This is a genomic window from Burkholderia theae (assembly GCF_048565265.1).
Classification (GTDB): Bacteria; Pseudomonadota; Gammaproteobacteria; order Burkholderiales; family Burkholderiaceae; genus Burkholderia; species Burkholderia theae.
Genome location: NZ_CP183462.1, coordinates 1,849,848 through 1,870,103, shown reverse-complemented (window position 1 = coordinate 1,870,103; position 20,256 = coordinate 1,849,848). Strand labels below are relative to the sequence as shown.

Here is a 20,256-nt window from a genome sequence, read left to right as displayed (position 1 = left end):
AATATGGCGTCGCCAGGGGCATCAGGTAAATAGTGCCGTTGCACGCGTTGTGCTGATGCAAATGCACTAGTCCACGCTGTTTCGAGGAGCACGGTTCGGGCCCGAGGCCGGCCCGGTGCCGCTGTCGTCAAGTGCGATATCGATGATGACGGGATCGTGGTCCGACGAGCGGTACGCGTCGGGCGCGTAGTAGGACGACCGTTGCGCGGGTGTCTTGTAATCGGGCACGGATTGCAGTGCAACCGGTTCGTCGGCGTTGATGTGCCAGATGTGCACGGCTTTCACGCGTGCGGCGAGCGTCGAGGTGGCGAGCGCGTGGTCGAGGTTGCCGGCTTCGCCGCGAAATACGTAGCTGTACGCAGCATCGCCGACGAAGCGGGTTATCAGGTTCGCGTAGCCGCGCGATTCGAGTGCGCGGACCGGATCTTCCTTCGCATAGCTGTTCAGGTCGCCGATCAGCAGCACGCCGTCGGTCGCGTCACCCGTCGGCGGCGCGGCGAGCCAGTCGGCAATGCGCGTGGCGGCCCGCGTGCGTGCCGCATTCCAGCAGCCCTGGCCGTCGGACTGGTCGAGGTCGGCGCCGGTCGCGTGCGGGCAGTTCTTCGACTTCAGGTGATTGACCGCGACGGTGAACGCGCGTGTGCCGCCGATGCGCCGGAATGTCTGCGCGAGCGGCGGGCGGTGCCGGCGGCCGAGCGAGACCGTGGCGGCGCGCCCGACCGGCTCGACCGTGCGGCTGTCGTACACCAGCGCGACCGCGATCGCGTCGCGGCCGAGCCGCTCGGTGCCGGGATCGACCGCGCGCCAGCCGTCGCCGAGTTGCGCGGCGAGACGTTGCACGGCGCTCGCGTTGCCGTAGCCGTTGTTCTCGATTTCCATCAGCCCGATCACGTCGGCGCGCAGCGCACGCAACGCGGCGACGATCTTTGCTTCCTGCCGCACGAACACGGCGTGCGTTTTCGCGCCGCGGTTGGTCGGCGCGTCGAATCCGCCGCCCTGGCCGTCGCCGTTGAAATAGTTGAAGACGTTGAAGGACGCGACGCGCACATCGGCGTCCGGATGCCGGCCCGGCGCATCGGTCCGCGGATTCGCGGTGGCGTCGAACACTGGCGCCGCGCCGGCTGCCGGTTGCAGTCGCCACGTGTCGTAGCGCAGTTCGAGCACGCCTTCGACGCCGCGCACCGTGTAGCCCGCGCGCAGCGTGTTGGCGGCGCTCAACGCGGGCGACGGATAACGGACCGTCGCGGGATCGCGGCGGTTCGAGCCGTCGTCGAGCACGATGCGGTTGCGCGCGTTGGCCGCCGCATGTGCAGCGGCTTCGGCCGGCGGTGCGACCTGGGTCGGGATGCGCAGCCGGCCGTTGCTGAGCACGACGCTGCCGTAGCGGCCGAGTTCGTGGGTATCGCTGACCGTCAGCGTTTGCGGCAGGCGCACCCGCATGCCTTCGTGTGCGGCCAGCACGGCCGGGGTGGCGACCGGTAGCGTGAGTGTCGCCGGCGTGACCGTCTGCCCGCGTGCGCAGACGGCGATGCCGCCCGACAGCACGAACTGCGTGCGGCCGTATCGGTCGTCGACCCTGCCCGTGAGATGCACGAGATCGCCGGCATTCGCACGCACCTTCGGCGCGTAGACGAACAGGCCCTCCGGGACGCCCGGCCGATGCCGGCGTTGTGCGTCGGCCTGCTGGACGAAGAAACCGCCGAGGCCGTCGGCGCCGCCGAACGCCGCGGTGACGACCGCCTCGATCGAGGTCGTTTGCCCGGCCAGCGGCGACGGGCCGCGGGCGCTGCGGAGGTCGGCGATGGCCGTGGTCGCGCCGCCGCAGCCGGCGCTGACCGGCAGCGCAGCCGCGGCCGGCAGGAAGGAGAGGACGAGCGATAGCGCAACGGCAAGCGGCGGAAGCAGGTGTGACATAAGGCGGTCCACTGGAAGAAAATCCGACAGTTCGGGAACGCATCTTGACGGCAAAATGTCAGGAAGCGGCCGAATTGGCCGTCCGGCCAGTGCCGGATGGCTAACGATGCAGGCAGGCCCTGCCGCGGCTGTTACGCTTTCGCATCGGGTGTCGCACGCCGATCGCGCGGCGAACGCCGCTGCACCCCGTCCCCACAGGAGAAGTCCATGTCTTACATGCTGTTGATTGTCGAACCGACCGACCAGCGCGCCGAACGCACGCTCGACGAAGGGCAGGCGCTGTACGCGCGGATGGTCGATTTCGCCGAGTCACTGAAGGCGCGCGGCGTGCTGCGCGGCGTCGAGTCGCTGGAGCGCTCCGAGCGCGGCACGCGCGTGCAGGTGCGCGACGGCGAGACGCGCCTGCTCGACGGCCCGTTCGCGGAAGCCAAGGAGATGGTCGGCGGCTTCTTCCTCGTCGACGTCGACACGCGCGAAGAAGCGATCGAGATCGCGCGCCAGTGCCCGGCCGCGCAATGGTGCACGGTCGAGGTGCGCGCGGTCGGCCCGTGCTTCCTGTGAATGCGGTGACTCGGTATTTACCCTGACTCGTCGCGGCGCGTGTCGATTCGGCCGGGTGCCGCCCGTCGTCAGGATAAGGCGCCGATGAACGGACGCCTCCTGCCACCGACGACAAGGAGTGAACGATGCGATTCATGATCATGATCCGGGCGAACGCCGTCAGCGAATCCGACGCGTTGCCGGACAACCGGCTGGTCGAGGCCATGACCGTCTATCACGAGGAACTGGCCAACGCCGGCGTGCTGCTCGATGCCAACGGGCTGCGGCCGAGCGCGCGCGGTTGGCGCGTGCGCTACACGGGCGGCAAGGGCACGGTGGTCGACGGCCCGTTCGCCGAAACGAAGGAGCTGATCGCCGGCTATACGCTGATCCAGGTGCGTTCGCGCGACGAGGCGCTCGAATGGACGCGCCGGTTCCCCGCGCCGTTCGGCGCCGAGATGGATTGCGAGATCGAGGTGCGGCCGCTGTTCGAGCTCGACGACCTCACACCGAGCGACGCGGTCGAGCGGTTCCGCGACCTCCACGTCGGCCGCGGCAACGCTGCCTGAATTCCCGCGTGAAGCCTGAATCCATTCCTACCGGAGCACCCGTCATGCACAAAATGGTTTTCATCAATCTGCCCGTGACCGACCTGCCGCGCTCGAAGGCGTTCTACCAGGGGCTCGGCTTCGAGGTCGTGCCGGCCTATACGAACGACCAGGCCGCCTGCATCCGCATCAGCGACACGATCTTCGCGATGCTGCTCGTGCGGCCGTTTTTCCAGACCTTCACCGACAAGACCATCGTCGATCCGGCGACGCACGTGCAGGCGTTGTCGTGCCTGTCGTGCGAAAGCCGTGCCGAAGTCGACGAAGTCGTCGCGAAGGCGCGCGCGGCCGGCGGGTCCACGCCGCGTCCGCCGCTGGAGTACCCGGGCATGTACGGCCACGGGTTCGCCGATCCGGACGGCCACACGTGGGAGCTGATGTACATGGAGCAGGACGCGACCGCGCAGGGGCACGCGTCGTGACGCGTGAGGCGACGCATCGTGCGATCGAAGCGGTCTGGCGGATCGAGGCGCCGAAGATCATCGCGCGCGCCGCGCGCGTGGTGCGCGACGTCGGCGTGGCCGAGGAACTGGCGCAGGACACGCTCGTCGCGGCGCTCGAGCACTGGCCCGTCGACGGTGTGCCCGACAACCCGGCCGCGTGGCTGATGACGGCCGTGAAGCGTCGCGCGCTCGACCGCGTCCGGCAGGAGTCACTCCATGCGGCGAAGCGCGACCAGCTTGGCCACGAAATGGACGCGCTCGAAGCGCATGTCGTTCCCGATATCGCCGATGCACTCGCCGACGCGAGCGACGACGACTTCGGCGACGATCTGCTGCGGCTGATCTTCACGTCGTGCCACCCGGTGCTGTCGACCGATGCGCGGGTCGCGCTGACGCTGCGGCTGCTCGGCGGGCTGACGACGGGCGAGATCGCGCGCGCGTACCTGACGCCCGAGCCGACGATCGCGCAGCGGATCGTGCGCGCGAAGCGCACGCTCTCGGCGGCGCGCGTGCCGTTCGAGGTGCCGGCCGCCGATGCGCGGCCCGCGCGGCTCGCATCGGTGCTCGAAGTGATCTACCTGGTGTTCAACGAAGGTTATGCGGCCACCGCCGGCGACGACTGGACGCGTCCGGCGCTGTGCGACGAGGCGTTGCGTCTCGGCCGCGTGCTGGCCGGGCTCGCGCCGGATGAAAGCGAGGTGCTCGGGCTCGTCGCGCTGATGGAGCTGCAGGCGTCGCGCATGCATGCGCGCACCGACGCGCAGGGCCGGCCCGTGCTGCTGCTCGACCAGGACCGCAGCCGCTGGGATCCGCTGCTGATCCGGCGCGGTCTCGCGGCGCTCGAACGGGCGACGAAGCTCGGCGGCGTGCGCGGGCCGTATGCGCTGCAGGCCGCGCTGGCCGCCTGCCATGCGCGCGCGCGGCAGCCATCGGACACGAACTGGGCGCAGATCGTCGCGCTGTACGACGCGCTTGCCGAAGTCGCGCCGTCGCCCGTCGTTGAGCTGAATCGCGCGGTGGCCGTGGGCATGGCGTTCGGGCCGGCCGCGGCGCTCGAACTCGTCGACGCGTTGCGCGACGATCCCGCGCTCGTGCGCTATCACTGGCTGCCGAGCGTGCGCGGCGACCTGCTGGCGAAGCTCGGCCGCACCGACGAGGCCAAGACCGAGTTCCGCCGCGCGGCGGAACTGACGCGCAACGAACGCGAACGCGAATTGCTGCTCAGGCGCGCGACGGACGCGTGACGCATGAGCCGCGCGTGAGCGCGACGCACCGCGCGCCGAACCCGCGTTCCCGGCGATTCCGGCACCCGGCACTATCGCCAGCATTGAAAAAGCCTATTGGGGGATGCGAACGCGAGCGCCTAGATTAAAGAGCGCGATGCGCGCGCCCCGGCAAACGCATCGTTCCCCACATACATCATCGGCCCGGCTTCATACGCGGCCGCGCTGACTCGCACGGAGGCGCAAATGGCTCAACTCAAGGGCAGCAAAACCGAAGAGAACCTGAAGGCCGCATTCGCCGGTGAATCGCAGGCGAATCGGCGCTATCTGTATTTCGCTTCGAAGGCTGACGTCGAAGGGCAGAACGACGTCGCCGCGCTGTTCCGCTCGACCGCCGAAGGCGAAACCGGCCATGCGCACGGCCATCTCGAATATCTGGAAGCGGTCGGCGATCCGGCAACGGGTTTGCCGTTCGGCTCGTCGCGGCTGAATCTCGAAGCGGCGATCGCCGGCGAAACGCACGAATACACCGACATGTATCCGGGCATGGCGAAGACGGCGCGCGACGAAGGCTTCGACGAAATCGCGAACTGGTTCGAGACGCTCGCGAAGGCCGAACGCAGCCACGCGAACCGCTATACGAAGGCACTGGACAGCCTCGTCGACTGACGGGCCGCCGCGGGCCGCACGGCACGTGCCGGGTGACCGGCCAGCGGCAGGCCGTTCGTTCATCGCTGCCCGCAGCGCGCGGGCGGCGCGCTCGCGCGCATGCGCGCCACGCTGGAGCGCCCCATGCCCCACAAGGAAGGCAGTCTCGAAGCCCCGACCCGGCATCCGCTCGACTGGCAGTCCGATGCGTTCTACGACCAGGCCGCGATCGATGCGGAAATGACGCGCGTGTTCGACATCTGCGCCGGATGCCGGCGCTGCGTGTCGTTGTGCGGCGCGTTTCCGGCGCTGTTCGATCTGGTCGACGACACGCCGATGGGCGACATCGAGGAAGTGCCGAAGGAAGCGTTCGGCAAGGTCGTCGACCAGTGCTATCTGTGCGACCTCTGCTACATGACGAAATGCCCGTACGTGCCGCCGCACGCATGGAACGTGGACTTCCCGCACCTGATGCTGCGCGGCAAGGCCGCGCGCTACCAGCGCGGCGAAGCGTCGCTGCGCGACAAGATACTGTCGAACACCGATGCGCTCGGCCATTTCGCGGGCATCCCGATCGTCACGCAGACGGTGAACGCGGTGAACCGTACGCCACCGGCGCGGCATGCGCTCGAAGCGGCGCTCGGCGTCGATCGCAACGCATGGCTGCCGGAGTTCGCGCCGCGCAAGTTCCGCCGCGCCGCGAAGCGCTCGGCCAACCCGCCCGTGCGCGACGGCGAACGCACGCCCGGCAAGGTCGCGATCTACGCGACGTGCTACGTGAATTTCAACGAACCGGGCATCGGCCACGACCTGCTCGCGATTCTCGCGCACAACGACATTCCGTACGAACTCGTCACGCGCGAAGCCTGCTGCGGGATGCCGCTGCTCGAGCAGGGCAACCTCGCGGGCGTCGCCGCGAAGAAGGCCGTGAACATGCCCGTGCTCGAACGTTATGCGCGCGAAGGCTACGCGCTGATCGGCGCGATTCCGAGTTGCGTGCTGATGTACAAGAGCGAACTGCCGCTGATGTTCCCCGGCGACGAAACCGTGCGCGCGGTGGCCGACGCATTCTGGGATCCGTTCGAATACGTGATCGCGCGACATCGCGACGGATTGCTGAAGACCGATTTCAAGACCGGCCTCGGCACCGTGTCGTATCACGTGCCGTGTCATGCGCGCGTGCAGAACATCGGCCGCAAGACGGCCGACGCGCTGTCGCTCGTGCCCGATACGCGCGTGAATGTCGTCGAGCGCTGCTCGGGGCATGCGGGCACGTTCGGCGTGAAGAAGGAATTCCATGCGGACGCGATGCGGATCGGCGCGCCCGTGTTCAAGGCGATGGCCGAGCCGAAGCCGGATTTCGTGTCGTCCGACTGCGCGCTCGCCGGCCATCACATCGTGCAGGGCATCGACGAGAAGGGGCTGCCGTCCGCGCCGCTCGCGCATCCGCTTACGCTGCTGCGTCGCGCGTACGGCATCTGAGCCGATGCCGGCCGACCCACGAGGACATCCCATGACGCTGACCCGTGATTCCCTGCTGACGCTCGAAGCGTACGCGAAGATCCGCAGGACCGAACACGCGCGGCTCGTCGCGTACAAGCGCCGCCGCGCGGTGGCGCTCGGCAACCATCTGCGTTTCCTGTTCGAGGACGAGACGACGATCCGTTATCAGATCCAGGAGATGCTGCACATCGAGAAGATCTTCGACGAGGCGGGCATCGAGGGCGAACTGGAAGCGTACCTGCCGCTCGTGCCCGACGGCACCAACCTGAAGGCGACACTGCAGATCGAATACGAGCACGAGGTCGAGCGGCGCGCGGCGCTCGCGCGGCTGATCGGCGTCGAGGATCGCGTGTACCTGCGGGTCGACGGGCACGCGAGCGTGTACGCGCACGCCGACGAGGATCTCGAACGCGACAACGCCGAGAAGACGTCGGCCGTGCACTTCGTGCGCTTCGAACTCGATGCGCCGATGCGCGCGGCGCTCAAGGGCGGGGCAGGGCTGTCGATCGGCTGCGATCACCCGGCCTACACGATGCCGCCGCAGCGCGTGGACGCGGACGTAACCGCGTCGCTGGCCGGCGATCTGCGCTGACGCGCGCGTCCTGCACGCCGGTTTCCGTTTTTCCGTTCCGACCCGAAACAGAATTTCCGCACACGGTGCGGCGCTGCCGCGCGCCGGCCGCCGCGAGGATGTAACAGGCGTCACGATTTGCATGCGGAGAAACAATGTGCATCGTGCGTCACCGTGTTTTCATCACTCGCGGAGAAACAATAAAAAGATTGTGCATGGAGATAATTCGACTGAGCGGTATTCGAATGATTTACCGATTCGTGAATATCTTGTTACGAAATTTCCTCTGATTTACCGATTTTCGGAAGCAATTCCGGAGATTGTTGCCGGCAAGGGCCGGAACAGCCCGAAAAGGCCTATTGGCGGGCATTCTTCAGACCCTGCGGAGCCCCGCCAGGCGGGCTTTTGCAGCGGAGCGCATAAAGATCTCGCAAAAAAATTCATGCGTAAATAGATTACCTATCCATGGCAGGTTGTTTCAGTGCGTAACATTAAGTCATTGTCATATTGAGATAAACCCTGAGGATGGTATGCTTCGTGCACAAAAATTCCCACATTGGAGTGAGACCGTGATTTGTGCGCCATTGCCGGGAATGGCGGCACCGTGAAAGTGCGGTGTCGCGCCGGCATGCACAACACCGGATAACCATAATGTGCAACCTGGCCGCCCCGCGACGCGAAGCATCGCGACGGCGCCGCCAATCGCAGCCCGGCCTGGCTGCGTGGAGAGATCTACTATGTTCTTCGATGAGCTTAACGATGAAGAGTGGTTTCGTCTTTCAACGCTGATCGCCGATGAACCCATCCGGCTGAATCGTCGTGGGCGTCCACGAGCCGAACCGCGCGTCGTTGCCAACGCGGTGCTCTGGATCCTGACGACCGGTGAAGCCTGGTCCAAGCTGCCCGGCCGTTATCCGTCCGGGCCGACGTGCCGCCGCCGCTACGAGGAATGGCTCGCGAACGGCACGTTGCTGCAGATGATCGATGCGTTGACCCAGTTCAGCGGGCGCACGTTCGCGTATATCCCGCCGCCGCCGGAAGCCGTCGTGCCCGCGCGTCGCGCGGAGCCGGTGCCCGACAACGATCGCTTGCGCGGCGTGTTCTGGCAAAACCCCGAATCGTGGCAATTGCCGGTTGCGCAGGCAAACGTTTGGGAGGGCGAAGGTGCGTCGATGAGCGCGATGCCGAACGACGAAACGGGCGATCCGTCCGGTGCGTCGTTCACGGTGCCCGGCGCGCCGGCCGCGGAATTGCGCCATGCGCGTCCGTCGTCGGCGAGCTTCGCCGCGGCCGAACCGCAGGTCGACGAATATCGCGGTTATACGATCTGCGGTATCGCGCAGCCGGTGCAGAACCTGATGTATCGCGCGTGGGCCGAGATCACGCAGGACGAACGGCGCGTCGAGCGTTCGGGCCTCATCGGTCCGCGCTTCACCGATGCCGAGGAAGCGGAGCAGTACGCGCTCGACTGGGCGCGCCAGTGGATCGATCGCCACGGTGCGAGCGACGAACCGGCGCGCGCGCCGCAAAGCGAGGTGCTGGCCGGCTTGTCCGCGCTGGCGCGCGCGGAGTCGGACATCAAGCGTTTCATCGCCGAGCGTCACTCGGGTGCGCTGTCCGAAGGCCGCAACGATCCGGTGCAGCCGGAGCGTCGTGAATACGAGTACCGTGTAGGCTGAACGCCGTTCGAATGAAACGCGCGGGCCGTCGTGTGCCACGACGCCCGCGCGGAAGTCCCGTCTTACCACCCTGTTGCCTGCCACGCCCGCAGGCGCCGCCGTCGAAGCGGCGCCCCGGGCGCGTAATGCATTACTGCCGCATTACTGTCGGCCGTAGGTATCGTCGAAGCGGACGATGTCGTCCTCGCCGAGATACGCGCCCGACTGCACCTCGATCAGTTCGAGCGGCATCTTGCCCGGGTTCTGCAGGCGGTGCGAGACGCCGAGCGGGATGTACGTCGATTCGTTCTCGGACAGCAGGAACGTTTCGTCGCCGCGCGTGATGCACGCGGTGCCGCGCACGACGATCCAGTGTTCGGCGCGGTGGTGGTGCATCTGCAGCGACAGTTGCGCGCCCGGCTTCACGACGATGCGTTTCACCTGGAAGCGCTCGCCCATGTCGATCGAGTCGTAGTGGCCCCACGGGCGATGCACCTTGCGGTGATCGGTCGCTTCCGCGCCGCGTTGCGCCTTGATGCGCCCGACGATTTTCTTCACGTCCTGCACGCGCGACTTGTCCGCGACGAGCACGGCGTCGGGCGTTTCGACGACGACCAGGTTCTGCGTGCCGACGCAGGCGACGAGCCGGCTTTCCGAATGCGCGAAAGTCGATTCGGCGTCTTCGAACAGCACGTTGCCGCGGCCGACGTTCTCGGCATCGTCCTTCGGCGAGATCTGCCAGATCGCATCCCACGAGCCGACGTCCGACCAGCCCGCGTCGAGCGGCACGACGACGCTCTCGCACAGTTGCGGCAGGCTGGCGAGCGGTTCCATCACCGCGTAGTCGATCGAGTTCGACGGCGCCGCGGCGAACGCATCGCGATCGACGCGGAAGAAGTCGCCATCGGCCTTGCCCTGTGCGACGGCCTGTTCGCAGGCCGCGTAGATCGCGGGTTCGAGCTGGCGGATCGCCTTCAGCCAGACCGACGCGCGCACGATGAAGATGCCGCTGTTCCACCAGTATTCGCCCGACGCGACGTACTGCTGAGCAAGTTCGAGATGCGGCTTCTCGACGAAACGGTCGAGGCGGCGCACGTCGAGGCTGCCCGTCGCGGCGTCGCCGAGCGGCGCGCCGACGCGGATGTAGCCGTAGCCGGTTTCCGCGTGCTTGGGCACGATGCCCATCGTCGCGATCTTGCCTTGCGCCGCGCAGTGCACGCCGGCCGCGACGGCCGCATGGAAGCGCGGCAGGTCGGCGACCGCATGGTCGGCCGGCATCACGGTCATCACCGCATCGTTGCCGTCGGCGACGAGCCGCAGCGCGGCGAGCGTCAGGGCGGGCGCGGTGTCGCGGCCGAGCGGCTCGAGCATGATCGTCGCGCGCTTGGCCGTCAGGCGCAGCTGTTCGGCGGTCGTGAAGCGGTGATCCTCGCCGCACACGATCAGCACGTCGTCGTTCAGCGGATGGGCGGCCGTCAGGCCGTCGAGGCGCAGTGCGGTCGACTGCAGCAGCGAATGATCGCCGAGCAGGCCGATCAACTGTTTCGGAAAACGTTCGCGTGACATCGGCCACAGGCGTGTGCCGGAACCGCCGGCAAGAATCACCGGCTGCACGGCGAGGCGCGTGCCGGCGGCGGGTGCGGCGGAAGAAGAAGGGCGCGTTTCGGCTGCCACGGCCGGAGCATTCATGATGACACTCTCCACGGTTGAAGTCAGTGCCTGTCGTTTTAGCATGAAGTAAATCGACAATAAAACCGGACCCATTGCCCGCCATTCGCCGGGCGCGCATCCGGGAAATTTTTCATCGATAGCATCCGATGCCAATAAAAAAATAAAAAATAATTCCGCGATTCGGCCGGGCATGACCGCCCGCAAAGGATGAGCGTAAATTGTAAAGATTCCGAAAAATTTCCAATTCCTGAACAATTCGGGAAAACGTGCCGCTTTAATTAAAAAATATCGCGGCAAGATTTTCCGATTATTTTTCGAAATACTTGTGCGCTTGAGGAGAAATTTTCTTGTCGCTTCAATAGCGTCATGCAACGTTTGAATCGAATGTGCGGCACGGGCTGCGCAAGGAGCTGTTCGGCAAACGCCTGTTCAGAGAGGAAGCAGACATGTTGAGCGTGCTGGCGAGAATCATCGATATCGCGATGGTCGTGACGGGGGCGCTGATCGCCGCCGCGCTGCACGGCGGCAGCATCTGGCTCAACGACCTGCAGCGCACGACGGTGCTGTTCGACTGTCTGCTGGTCGTCGTGTTCTTTCCGGCCGTCGGCATTTACCAGTCGTGGCGCGGCAAGCGTCTCGTCGGGCTGATGGGCCGTGTCGCGTTCGCGTGGCTCGCGGTCGAACTCGCCGGCATCCTGATGAGCTTCAGCTTTCACCAGTCGGGCGACCTGTCGCGGCTGTGGCTGGGTTATTGGGCGCTGGCGACGATGGCGCTGCTGGCCGGCTCGAAGGCCTGCGTGCACGTCGTGCTGCGGCAACTGCGCCGCGGCGGCTACAACCTGAAGGCGGTCGCGATCGTCGGCGGCACGCCGGCCGCGCGGCGGCTGATCGCACAGATGCGGGCACGGCCGGAAGCGGGCTTCAACCCGGTGTGCGTGTACGACGAAAGCGAAGCGCCGGGCGAAGTCGCACTCGACAACGTGCGGATCGAGCGGCAGTTCGAATCGCTGGTGTGGCTGGTGCGCAGCCGGGCGATCAGCGAGCTGTGGCTCACGCTGCCGGTTTCGGAGGAGCGCCGGATTCACCAGATCGTGACGGTGTTCCGCCACGACTTCGTGAATATCCGCTTCATCCCGGACGTGCGCACGCTGTCGTTCTTCAACCAGGAGGTGGTCGAGGTGCTCGGCGTGCCGGCGATCAACCTCGCGGCGTCGCCGATCACCGATGTGCGGATCCTGCCGAAATTCGTGTTCGACCGGCTGTTCGCGCTGGCCGCGCTCGCGATGCTCGCGCCGGTGATGGTGCTGATCGCCGGCCTGATCAAGCTGACGTCGCGCGGGCCGGTGTTCTTCCGCCAGAAGCGCAAGGGCATCGACGGGCACGAGTTCGAGATCTACAAGTTCCGCTCGATGAAGGTGCATCAGGAAGTGTCCGGGCAGGTCACGCAGGCGACCAAGAACGACACGCGCGTGACGCCGGTCGGCCGGTTCCTGCGCCGCACGAGCCTCGATGAACTGCCGCAGTTCATCAACGTGCTGAAGGGCGAGATGTCGGTCGTCGGCCCGCGCCCGCATGCGCTCGCGCACGACGACATCTACAAGGATCTGGTCAAGGGCTACATGTTCCGCTACCGGATCAAGCCCGGCATCACCGGGTGGGCGCAGATCAACGGCTTTCGCGGCGAGACCGATCAGATCGAGAAGATGATGGGACGCGTGAAGCTCGATCTGTACTACATGCAGAACTGGTCGTTCTGGCTCGACATCAAGATCGTCGCGCTGACGCTCTGGAAAGGCTTCACCGGCAGCAACGCTTATTGAGCGCCCCGGGCCTGCCGCTTCGCGCCGGGTCCCCGACGGGACTTTCGGCGGAGCGGAACACCCGGGGCGGCCCGGCATTTTTCCGAGCGGCAGTGCCATGCAGGCATTCCGGTTTAACGATTTTCGAATCATTGGTCACGAGGTCCGACACATCATGAATCTGACTATCATCGGCAGCGGTTACGTAGGTCTTGTCACCGGCGCCTGTCTCGCCGACATCGGGCACGACGTGTTCTGTCTCGACGTCGACCAGGCAAAGATCGACGTCCTGAACAACGGCGGCGTGCCGATCCACGAGCCGGGCCTCAAGGAAGTCATCGCGCGCAACCGCGCGGCCGGCCGCCTGCGCTTCTCGACCGACGTCGAAGCCGCGGTCGCGCACGGCGACGTGCAGTTCATCGCGGTCGGCACGCCGCCCGACGAGGACGGCTCGGCCGACCTGCAATACGTGCTCGCGGCGGCGCGCAACATCGGCCGCTATATGACGGGCTTCAAGGTGATCGTCGACAAGTCGACGGTGCCGGTCGGCACGGCCGAGCGCGTGCGCGCCGCGGTCGCCGAGGAGCTCGCGAAGCGGGGCGGCGACCAGATGTTCTCGGTCGTGTCGAATCCGGAATTCCTGAAGGAAGGCGCGGCAGTCGACGATTTCACGCGGCCGGACCGCATCGTGATCGGCTGCGACGACGATGTACCGGGCGAGCGCGCCCGCGAGCTGATGAAGAAGCTGTACGCGCCGTTCAACCGCAACCACGAACGCACGCTGTACATGGACGTGCGCTCGGCCGAGTTCACCAAATACGCGGCGAACGCGATGCTCGCGACGCGCATCTCGTTCATGAACGAGCTGGCGAACCTCGCCGACCGCTTCGGCGCGGATATCGAGTCGGTGCGCCGCGGGATCGGTTCCGACCCGCGCATCGGTTATCACTTCCTGTATGCCGGCTGCGGCTACGGCGGCTCGTGCTTCCCGAAGGACGTCGAGGCGCTGATCCGCACGGCCGACGAGCACGGACAGGCGCTGCAGATCCTGAAGGCCGTGTCGGCGGTCAACGCCACGCAAAAGCGCGTGCTCGCCGACAAGATCGTCGCGCGCTTCGGCGAAGACCTGACCGGCCGCACGTTCGCGGTCTGGGGCCTCGCGTTCAAGCCGAACACCGACGACATGCGCGAAGCGCCGAGCCGCGAGCTGATCGCCGAGCTGCTGTCGCGCGGCGCGCGTGTAGCCGCGTACGACCCGGTCGCGCAGCAGGAAGCGCGCCGCGTGATCGCGCTCGACCTCGCCGATCACCCGAGCTGGCTCGAGCGCCTGACCTTCGTCGACGACGAAGCGCAGGCCGCGCGCGATGCCGACGCGCTCGTGATCGTCACCGAATGGAAGGTATTCAAGAGCCCCGACTTCGTCGCGCTCGGCCGTCTGTGGAAGGCGCCGGTGATCTTCGACGGCCGCAACCTGTACGAGCCGGAGACGATGAGCGAGCAGGGCATCGAATACCACCCGATCGGCCGGCCGGGCTCGCGCCAGGCCGTCGCGGCCCGCGTGCCGGGCACCGCGCGCGCCAGCGCGTAACCCTTTCCCGTCACTCGTTACGAGGCGTCATGTTCCGGAACATCCTGATCGTCTGCCACGCGAACGTCTGCCGCAGTCCGGCGGCGGAAATGCTGTTCAAGTCGCACCTCGCGTCACGCGGCGGGCCGCGCCCGACGTTTCACTCGGCCGGCGTGCATGCGAACGACGGCGACGGCATCGATCCGGTGATGCGGCGACTGCTCGCCGAGCGGGGCGTCGATGCGACGACTCACCGCTCGCGGCGGCTGTCGCGCCGGATCGTGCGCGACGCCGACCTGATTCTCGTCAGCGAGCGCGGACAGATCGCGGCCGTCGAAGCGGTCGATCCGTTCGCGCGCGGCAAGGTCCACCTGCTTGGCAAGTGGGAAGGGGCCGAGATTGCCGATCCGCACGGCGGCCCCGAGGCCGATTACCGCGAGAGCTACTCGCAGATCGAACGTCTGGTTCAAGGATGGCTACAGAAACTATGCTGAAACGCCCGATGCGCCCGGTGGCGCTTGCCGTCGCGCTGACGACTTTCCTGTCAGCCTGTGCAACCGCGCCCGGCAACTACCTCGACTCGTCGAACCTGAAGGACGAAGGCCGGCAGCAAGCGGCCGAGACCTATCCGGTTCATTACATCGACGCCAAAGTGGTGATGGACCAGCTGCAGAAGCAGCAGGTCGAGCATCCGCTGCCGCCGGGACGTTATACCGATCCGTCGCAATACGTGTACCGCGTCGGCCCGCAGGACATCCTCGGCGTCACCGTGTGGGACCACCCCGAACTGACGACGCCGCAGGGCCAGTCGTTCTCGAGCGGCGGCAACACGACGCAGACGATCGCGGGCGCGCTGCAGCAGCCCTATTCGTCGTCGCTGCCGGGCCAGGCCGATCCTTACGGCCAGACGGTGTCCGCCGACGGCACGATTTTCTTCCCGTTCGTCGGCCGTATCCACGTGGCGGGCAAGACGATCGCGCAGACCCGTGACGAGCTGGCCACGCGTCTCGCGCGTTATGTGAAGAATCCGCAGCTCGACGTGCGCGTGCTGTCGTTCCGCAGCCAGAAGGTGCAGGTGACGGGCGAAGTGAAGACGCCGGGCCCGCTCGCGGTGAGCGACGTGCCGCTGACGCTCGTCGACGCGATTTCGCGCTCGGGCGGCTCGACCACCGACGCCGACCTGCAGCGCGTGCGCCTGACGCGCGACGGCAAGCTCTACACGCTCGACGCGAACGGCGTGCTCGATCGCGGCGAAGTGCGGCAGAACGTGATGCTGCAGCCGGGCGACATCGTCAACGTGCCGGACCGCAGCGACAGCCGCGTGTTCATCATGGGCGAGGTCAAGACGCCGGTCACGGTGCCGATGCTCAAGGGCAAGCTGACCATCGCCGATGCATTGACGGCGGGCGGCGGCATCCTCGACACCGATGCGAACCCGCGCAAGATCTACGTGATGCGCGGGATGCGCGACAACCCGACGAAGCCTGAAGTGTTCCGTCTCGACATGACGCAGCCCGATGCGCTGATGCTGTCGAGCCGCTTCCCGCTTCAACCGCTCGACGTCGTCTACGTCAGCACGGCCAGCTCGGTGCAGTTCAACCGTGTGCTGCAGCAGGTGCTGCCGACGATCCAGACGATTTTCTTCATGAAGCAAATCACGCGCTGATAGCCCGCCGGGGCGGCGCCTCCGCCCCGGCACCACTCAAGCGGGAACGAATGGTGAACACGCAAGCGAAACACTCCTACGCGGATCTGTCCGTGAAAACCGAGGAAGAGGACGTCGTCCTCGGCCAGTTGCTCCAGGTGATCATGGACGACATCTGGCTGCTGCTCGGCATCGCGGTGACGGTCATCGCGCTCGCCGGCCTCTACTGCTACATCGCGAAGCCGGTCTACCAGGCCGATGTGCACGTGCGGGTCGAGAGCAACGACAACACGTCGCAGGCGCTGACGCAGACGCAGACCGGCGCGATGATCAACACCGGTCCGCAGCAGGCGCAGACCGATGCGGAAATCGAAATCATCAAGAGCCGCGGCGTCGTTGCGCCGGTCGTCGAGCAGTTCAAGCTGAACTTCTCGGTCATGCCGAAGACGCTGCCGGTGATCGGCAGCCTCGCCGCGCGCGTCGCGACGCCGGGCGTGCCGGCGCGGCCGTGGCTCGGCCTCAAGTCGTATGCATGGGGCGGTGAAGTCGCCGACATCGATTCGATCAGCGTCGCGCCCGCGCTCGAAGGCAAGAAGCTGACGCTGACGGTCGGCCCGAACGACACCTATGCGCTGGCCGACGAGAGCGGCGGCCGGCTGCTGTCGGGCCGCGTCGGCGAATCGGCGCAGGGCGGCGGCGTGACGCTGCTCGTGCAGAAGCTCGTCGCGCGCCCCGGCACGCAGTTCACGGTGGTCCGCTACAACGATCTCGACGCGATCAGCGGCTTCCAGACCGGCATCCAGGTGACCGAGCAGGGCAAGCAGACGGGCGTCGTGCAGATCTCGCTCGAAGGCAAGGACCCGGACCAGACCGCCGCGATCGCGAACGCGCTCGCGCAGTCGTACCTGAACCAGCACGTGGTCGCGAAGCAGGCCGAAACGACCAAGATGCTCGACTTCCTGAAGGGCGAGGAACCGCGCCTGAAGTCCGACCTCGAACGCGCGGAAGCCGCGCTGACGCAGTACCAGCGCACGTCGGGCTCGATCAACGCGAGCGACGAGGCGAAGGTCTACCTCGAGGGCAGCGTGCAGTACGAGCAGCAGATCGCCGCGCAGCGCCTGCAACTCGCGTCGCTTGCGCAGCGCTTCACCGATTCGCATCCGATGGTGATCGCCGCGAAGCAGCAGCTCGCGGAGCTGCAGGGCGAGAAGGACAAGTTCAGCAACCGCTTCCGCAGCCTGCCGGCGACCGAAGTGAAGGCCGTCCAGCTGCAGCGCGACGCGAAGGTCGCCGAGGACATCTACGTGCTGCTGCTGAACCGCGTGCAGGAGCTGTCGGTGCAGAAGGCCGGCACGGGCGGCAACATCCACCTCGTCGATTCGGCGCTGCGTCCGGGAGACCCGGTCAAGCCGAAGAAGGTGCTGATCCTGTCGGCCGCGGTGTTCCTCGGGCTGATCCTTGGCACCGGCGTCGTGTTCCTGCGCCGCAACATGTTCCAGGGCATCGAGGATCCCGACCGCGTCGAGCGTGCGTTCAACCTGCCGCTGTACGGGCTGGTGCCGCAAAGCGCCGAGCTGGCGAAGCTCGACGCCGCGGCCGAGAAGGGCGGCGGCCGCGCGCGGCCGATCCTGGCGAGCCTGCGTCCGAAGGATCTCAGCGTCGAGAGCCTGCGCAGCCTGCGCACCGCGATGCAGTTCGCGATGATGGACGCGAAGAACCGCGTGATCGTGCTGACCGGCCCGACGCCCGGCATCGGCAAGAGCTTCCTCGCGGTCAACCTCGCGGTGCTGCTCGCGCATTCGGGCAAGCGCGTGCTGCTGGTCGACGCCGACATGCGGCGCGGCCTGCTCGACCGCTACTTCGGCCTCACTCCGCAGCCGGGCCTGTCCGAGTTGCTGAGCGACCAGTCGGCGCTCGAGGACGCGGTGCGCGAGACGCCGATTCCGGGCCTGTCGTTCATCGCGGCCGGCACGCGCCCGCCGAACCCGTCGGAACTGCTGATGTCGACGCGCCTGCCGCAATACCTCGAAGGGCTCAGCAAGCGTTACGACGTCGTGCTGATCGATTCGCCGCCGGTGCTGGCGGTGACCGACGCGACCATCATCGGCCGCATGGCCGGCTCGACGTTCCTCGTGCTGCGCTCGGGCATGCATACCGAAGGCGAGATCGCCGACGCGATCAAGCGCCTGCGCACCGCGGGCGTCGATCTGGAAGGCGGGATCTTCAACGGCGTGCCGCCGAAGTCGCGCGGCTACGGCCGCGGTTATGCGGCCGTGCACGAATATCTGAGCGCCTGACCGGCCGACTGGAGAACCGCCATGAAAATTTCCGTGCTCGTTCCGACCTACCGGCGTCCCGCCGACCTCGCGCGCTGCCTGCTGGCGCTGCAGCGGCAGCACCGGCTGCCCGACGAGGTGATCGTCGTCGCGCGCCCGGAGGACGACGCCACGCACGAACGGCTCGCCGATCCGTCGGTCGGCGGCGCGCTGCCGCTGCGTATCGTGCCGGTCGATGTGCCGGGGCAGGTCGCCGCGCTGAACAAGGGGCTCGACTCCGCGCAAGGCGACATCGTCGCGATCACCGACGACGATGCGGCGCCGCACCCCGACTGGCTCGCGCGCATCGAGTCCGCGTTCCTGTCCGATCCGCGCGTGGGCGCGGTCGGCGGTCGCGACTGGGTGCACGAGAAGGGCCGCCTGCTCGACGAATCGCGCGAGCTGGTCGGCCGGCTCACGCTGTCGGGCAAGATCGTCGGCAATCATCACCTGGGTGTCGGCGGCGCGCGCGAAGTCGACACGCTGAAGGGCGCGAACATGAGCTACCGGCGCTCGGCGATCGGCGGGCTGCGTTTCGATACGCGGCTGCGCGGCGCCGGCGCGCAGACCCACAACGACACCGCGTTCAGCATGGAAGTGCAGCGCGCGGGCTGGAAGCTGGTGTACGACCCGGCGATCGCCGTCGATCACTATCCGGCCGAACGCTTCGACGACGACCGGCGCGACGCGGCGTCGCTGAACGCGATCAGCAACGGCGCGTACAACCTGCAACTGACGCTGCGCGAGCATCTGCCGCCGGTACGGCGCGAGATCGCGTGGTGGTGGTGGGCGCTGGTCGGCACGCGCGTCTATCCGGGCTTCGCGCACGTGCTGCTGTCGCTGCATACCGCGCGGCGCGGCCGCGTGCTCGCGCACTGGCGCGCGGTGCGCCGCGGCGCGCGCGATGCGCGTCGCGCCACCGTCGCCCCGCACCGTGCGGCCATGCCGCCGGTGACGTCATGAACGCGCCGCGCGCGATGCCGCGCGCGGCCGAACCCGGAGCGCTTGAATGACCGCGACCAAAATCCACGTCCATCTGTTTTACGGCGCCGATCCGCGTACCTACCGGAAAGGCGAGAACATCGGCTGCCTGTACGGTTATCACCATGCCGAATCCGACGAATTCCGGCTGTCCTATTCGCAGGACGGCGGCGAGAACCGCATCGCCAGCCTCGCGCGCCGCGCGCTGAAGGCGGCGCTCGGTTTCGACGTCGTGCATGCGTGGCGCAACCGCGCCGCGCTGCTGAATACCGACGTGATCTGGACGCACACCGAACAGGAGCATCTCGCCGCGTCGCTGATCCTCAAGTTCGCCGGCGCGCAGGGCAAGCGCCCGCTGCTGCTCGCGCAGAGCGTGTGGCTGTTCGACAAGTGGGGCACGTTCGGCGGCCCGCGCCGCTGGCTGTACCGCAAGCTGCTCGCGCGTGCCGACACGCTGACCACGCTCGCTCGCGACAACGCCGAGCTGTGCCGTCGTTATCTCGGGCGCGATGCGGAGTTCGTCTACTACGGGCTCAACACGCAGGACTTCCCGATCACCGAGCCGCGCCAGTGGCAGCCGAACCGGCCGCTGCGGATCGCGGCGATCGGCAACGACCGCGACCGCGACTGGCGCACGTTCCTCGCCGCGTTCGGTGGCGACGAACGCTACGACGTGCGGCTCGCGACGCGCCGCCGCGTGCCGCGCGAGTGGCATGCGCCGAACGTGAAGATCGGCTCGGCGTCGGGGCTCGCGAAGCAGCACGAGCTGTACGCGTGGGCCGACGTGATCGTCGTGCCGCTGCGGCCGAACTTCCATGCGTCGGGCATCACCGTGATGCTCGAGGCGGCAGCCGTCGGCAAGCCGATGATCGTGTCCGACGTTGGCGGGCTCAGCGACTACTTCCCGCACGATACGGCCGCCTATGTGCCGGCGTTCGACGCGCAGGCGATGCGCCAGGCCGCCGACCGATTCGCGGCCGATCCGGTCGCGGCGCTCGACTGCGCGCGGGCTGCCGCCGCGTGCCTGCGCGAGCGCGACCTGACCACGCAGGCGTTCGCCGAGCAGCACGTGCGGATCACGCGCGACATGCTGCGCCGGCGCCGGACGCCGGCGGCCGCGGGGCGGGCGATGCCGCTCGCGGATTCGCGTCCTTCGTCGCGGTGAGTGCG

General features: G+C 67.2%; 17 protein-coding genes. 15 read left to right on the top strand and 2 right to left on the bottom strand.

Annotation, left to right across the window (positions count from 1 at the left end; all coding sequences use genetic code 11):
• Positions 1-66: 66 nt before the first annotated feature.
• Positions 67-1,914 carry an ExeM/NucH family extracellular endonuclease gene (locus tag ACN22W_RS25885; protein WP_419687576.1) on the bottom strand — a complete coding sequence of 616 codons (1,848 nt, stop codon included), beginning with the start codon at positions 1,912-1,914 and terminating at the stop codon, positions 67-69.
• 207 nt (positions 1,915-2,121) lie between these two features.
• On the opposite strand from ACN22W_RS25885, the gene ACN22W_RS25880 reads away from it, so the two are divergent.
• From ACN22W_RS25880 to ACN22W_RS25845, 8 genes are all read left to right on the top strand, one after another.
• A complete protein-coding gene (locus tag ACN22W_RS25880) occupies positions 2,122-2,475 on the top strand; it encodes a YciI family protein (protein ID WP_069750127.1) in 354 nt (117 codons plus the stop codon).
• A 125-nt stretch (positions 2,476-2,600) separates the two neighbouring features.
• Positions 2,601-3,023: a YciI family protein gene (locus ACN22W_RS25875; RefSeq protein ID WP_419687575.1), complete on the top strand. Its 423-nt coding sequence runs from the start codon at positions 2,601-2,603 to the stop codon at positions 3,021-3,023.
• Between the two features lie 44 nt (positions 3,024-3,067).
• A complete protein-coding gene (locus ACN22W_RS25870; RefSeq protein WP_048250180.1) occupies positions 3,068-3,484 on the top strand; it encodes a VOC family protein in 417 nt (138 codons plus the stop codon).
• On the top strand, positions 3,481-4,749 hold the full coding sequence (locus ACN22W_RS25865) for an RNA polymerase sigma factor (RefSeq protein ID WP_419687574.1): 1,269 nt from the start codon (positions 3,481-3,483) through the stop codon (positions 4,747-4,749). Before ACN22W_RS25870 ends, ACN22W_RS25865 begins: the two co-directional genes overlap by 4 nt.
• Positions 4,750-4,974: 225 nt before the next feature.
• Positions 4,975-5,397 carry a rubrerythrin family protein gene (locus ACN22W_RS25860; RefSeq protein ID WP_048250182.1) on the top strand — a complete coding sequence of 141 codons (423 nt, stop codon included), beginning with the start codon at positions 4,975-4,977 and terminating at the stop codon, positions 5,395-5,397.
• A gap of 123 nt (positions 5,398-5,520) precedes the next feature.
• Complete coding sequence (locus tag ACN22W_RS25855) at positions 5,521-6,858, top strand: heterodisulfide reductase-related iron-sulfur binding cluster (protein WP_193101033.1); 1,338 nt, start codon at positions 5,521-5,523, stop codon at positions 6,856-6,858.
• Positions 6,859-6,889: 31 nt separating this feature from the next.
• Positions 6,890-7,471: a DUF3501 family protein gene (locus tag ACN22W_RS25850; protein ID WP_412025000.1), complete on the top strand. Its 582-nt coding sequence runs from the start codon at positions 6,890-6,892 to the stop codon at positions 7,469-7,471.
• 716 nt (positions 7,472-8,187) lie between these two features.
• A complete protein-coding gene (locus ACN22W_RS25845) occupies positions 8,188-9,129 on the top strand; it encodes a transposase (protein ID WP_129517398.1) in 942 nt (313 codons plus the stop codon).
• A 141-nt stretch (positions 9,130-9,270) separates the two neighbouring features.
• Here the strand turns inward: ACN22W_RS25845 and ACN22W_RS25840 are convergent, their stop codons facing one another.
• On the bottom strand, positions 9,271-10,797 hold the full coding sequence (locus ACN22W_RS25840; protein WP_419687573.1) for a mannose-1-phosphate guanylyltransferase/mannose-6-phosphate isomerase: 1,527 nt from the start codon (positions 10,795-10,797) through the stop codon (positions 9,271-9,273).
• Positions 10,798-11,225: 428 nt separating this feature from the next.
• On the opposite strand from ACN22W_RS25840, the gene ACN22W_RS25835 reads away from it, so the two are divergent.
• The 7 genes from ACN22W_RS25835 (at position 11,226) to ACN22W_RS25805 (ending at position 20,251) form a co-directional block, all read left to right on the top strand.
• Positions 11,226-12,599: an undecaprenyl-phosphate glucose phosphotransferase gene (locus ACN22W_RS25835; protein ID WP_129516826.1), complete on the top strand. Its 1,374-nt coding sequence runs from the start codon at positions 11,226-11,228 to the stop codon at positions 12,597-12,599.
• Positions 12,600-12,753: 154 nt separating this feature from the next.
• A complete protein-coding gene (locus ACN22W_RS25830) occupies positions 12,754-14,166 on the top strand; it encodes a UDP-glucose dehydrogenase family protein (protein ID WP_129516827.1) in 1,413 nt (470 codons plus the stop codon).
• Positions 14,167-14,195: 29 nt separating this feature from the next.
• Entirely contained in the window at positions 14,196-14,639 is a 444-nt protein-coding gene (locus ACN22W_RS25825) for a low molecular weight protein-tyrosine-phosphatase (protein ID WP_048250188.1), read from the top strand.
• Positions 14,633-15,811, top strand: a complete 1,179-nt coding sequence (locus ACN22W_RS25820; RefSeq protein WP_343491270.1) for a polysaccharide biosynthesis/export family protein — start codon at positions 14,633-14,635, stop codon at positions 15,809-15,811. Before ACN22W_RS25825 ends, ACN22W_RS25820 begins: the two co-directional genes overlap by 7 nt.
• Positions 15,812-15,861: 50 nt before the next feature.
• Complete coding sequence (locus ACN22W_RS25815; protein WP_419687569.1) at positions 15,862-18,087, top strand: polysaccharide biosynthesis tyrosine autokinase; 2,226 nt, start codon at positions 15,862-15,864, stop codon at positions 18,085-18,087.
• A gap of 21 nt (positions 18,088-18,108) precedes the next feature.
• Positions 18,109-19,068, top strand: a complete 960-nt coding sequence (locus tag ACN22W_RS25810) for a glycosyltransferase family 2 protein (RefSeq protein WP_419687568.1) — start codon at positions 18,109-18,111, stop codon at positions 19,066-19,068.
• A gap of 46 nt (positions 19,069-19,114) precedes the next feature.
• Positions 19,115-20,251 (top strand): glycosyltransferase family 4 protein, encoded by a 1,137-nt coding sequence (locus ACN22W_RS25805; RefSeq protein ID WP_419687566.1) that lies wholly within the window; start codon positions 19,115-19,117, stop codon positions 20,249-20,251.
• Positions 20,252-20,256 lie beyond the last annotated feature (5 nt).

Coding starts and splice junctions, on each gene's coding strand:
- ACN22W_RS25885 (WP_419687576.1), bottom strand. CDS start 1,914: ATGTCACACCTGCTTCCGCCGCTTGCCGTTGCGCTATCGCTCGTCCTC.
- ACN22W_RS25880 (WP_069750127.1), top strand. CDS start 2,122: ATGTCTTACATGCTGTTGATTGTCGAACCGACCGACCAGCGCGCCGAA.
- ACN22W_RS25875 (WP_419687575.1), top strand. CDS start 2,601: ATGCGATTCATGATCATGATCCGGGCGAACGCCGTCAGCGAATCCGAC.
- ACN22W_RS25870 (WP_048250180.1), top strand. CDS start 3,068: ATGCACAAAATGGTTTTCATCAATCTGCCCGTGACCGACCTGCCGCGC.
- ACN22W_RS25860 (WP_048250182.1), top strand. CDS start 4,975: ATGGCTCAACTCAAGGGCAGCAAAACCGAAGAGAACCTGAAGGCCGCA.
- ACN22W_RS25855 (WP_193101033.1), top strand. CDS start 5,521: ATGCCCCACAAGGAAGGCAGTCTCGAAGCCCCGACCCGGCATCCGCTC.
- ACN22W_RS25850 (WP_412025000.1), top strand. CDS start 6,890: ATGACGCTGACCCGTGATTCCCTGCTGACGCTCGAAGCGTACGCGAAG.
- ACN22W_RS25845 (WP_129517398.1), top strand. CDS start 8,188: ATGTTCTTCGATGAGCTTAACGATGAAGAGTGGTTTCGTCTTTCAACG.
- ACN22W_RS25840 (WP_419687573.1), bottom strand. CDS start 10,797: ATGAATGCTCCGGCCGTGGCAGCCGAAACGCGCCCTTCTTCTTCCGCC.
- ACN22W_RS25835 (WP_129516826.1), top strand. CDS start 11,226: ATGTTGAGCGTGCTGGCGAGAATCATCGATATCGCGATGGTCGTGACG.
- ACN22W_RS25830 (WP_129516827.1), top strand. CDS start 12,754: ATGAATCTGACTATCATCGGCAGCGGTTACGTAGGTCTTGTCACCGGC.
- ACN22W_RS25825 (WP_048250188.1), top strand. CDS start 14,196: ATGTTCCGGAACATCCTGATCGTCTGCCACGCGAACGTCTGCCGCAGT.
- ACN22W_RS25820 (WP_343491270.1), top strand. CDS start 14,633: ATGCTGAAACGCCCGATGCGCCCGGTGGCGCTTGCCGTCGCGCTGACG.
- ACN22W_RS25815 (WP_419687569.1), top strand. CDS start 15,862: ATGGTGAACACGCAAGCGAAACACTCCTACGCGGATCTGTCCGTGAAA.
- ACN22W_RS25810 (WP_419687568.1), top strand. CDS start 18,109: ATGAAAATTTCCGTGCTCGTTCCGACCTACCGGCGTCCCGCCGACCTC.
- ACN22W_RS25805 (WP_419687566.1), top strand. CDS start 19,115: ATGACCGCGACCAAAATCCACGTCCATCTGTTTTACGGCGCCGATCCG.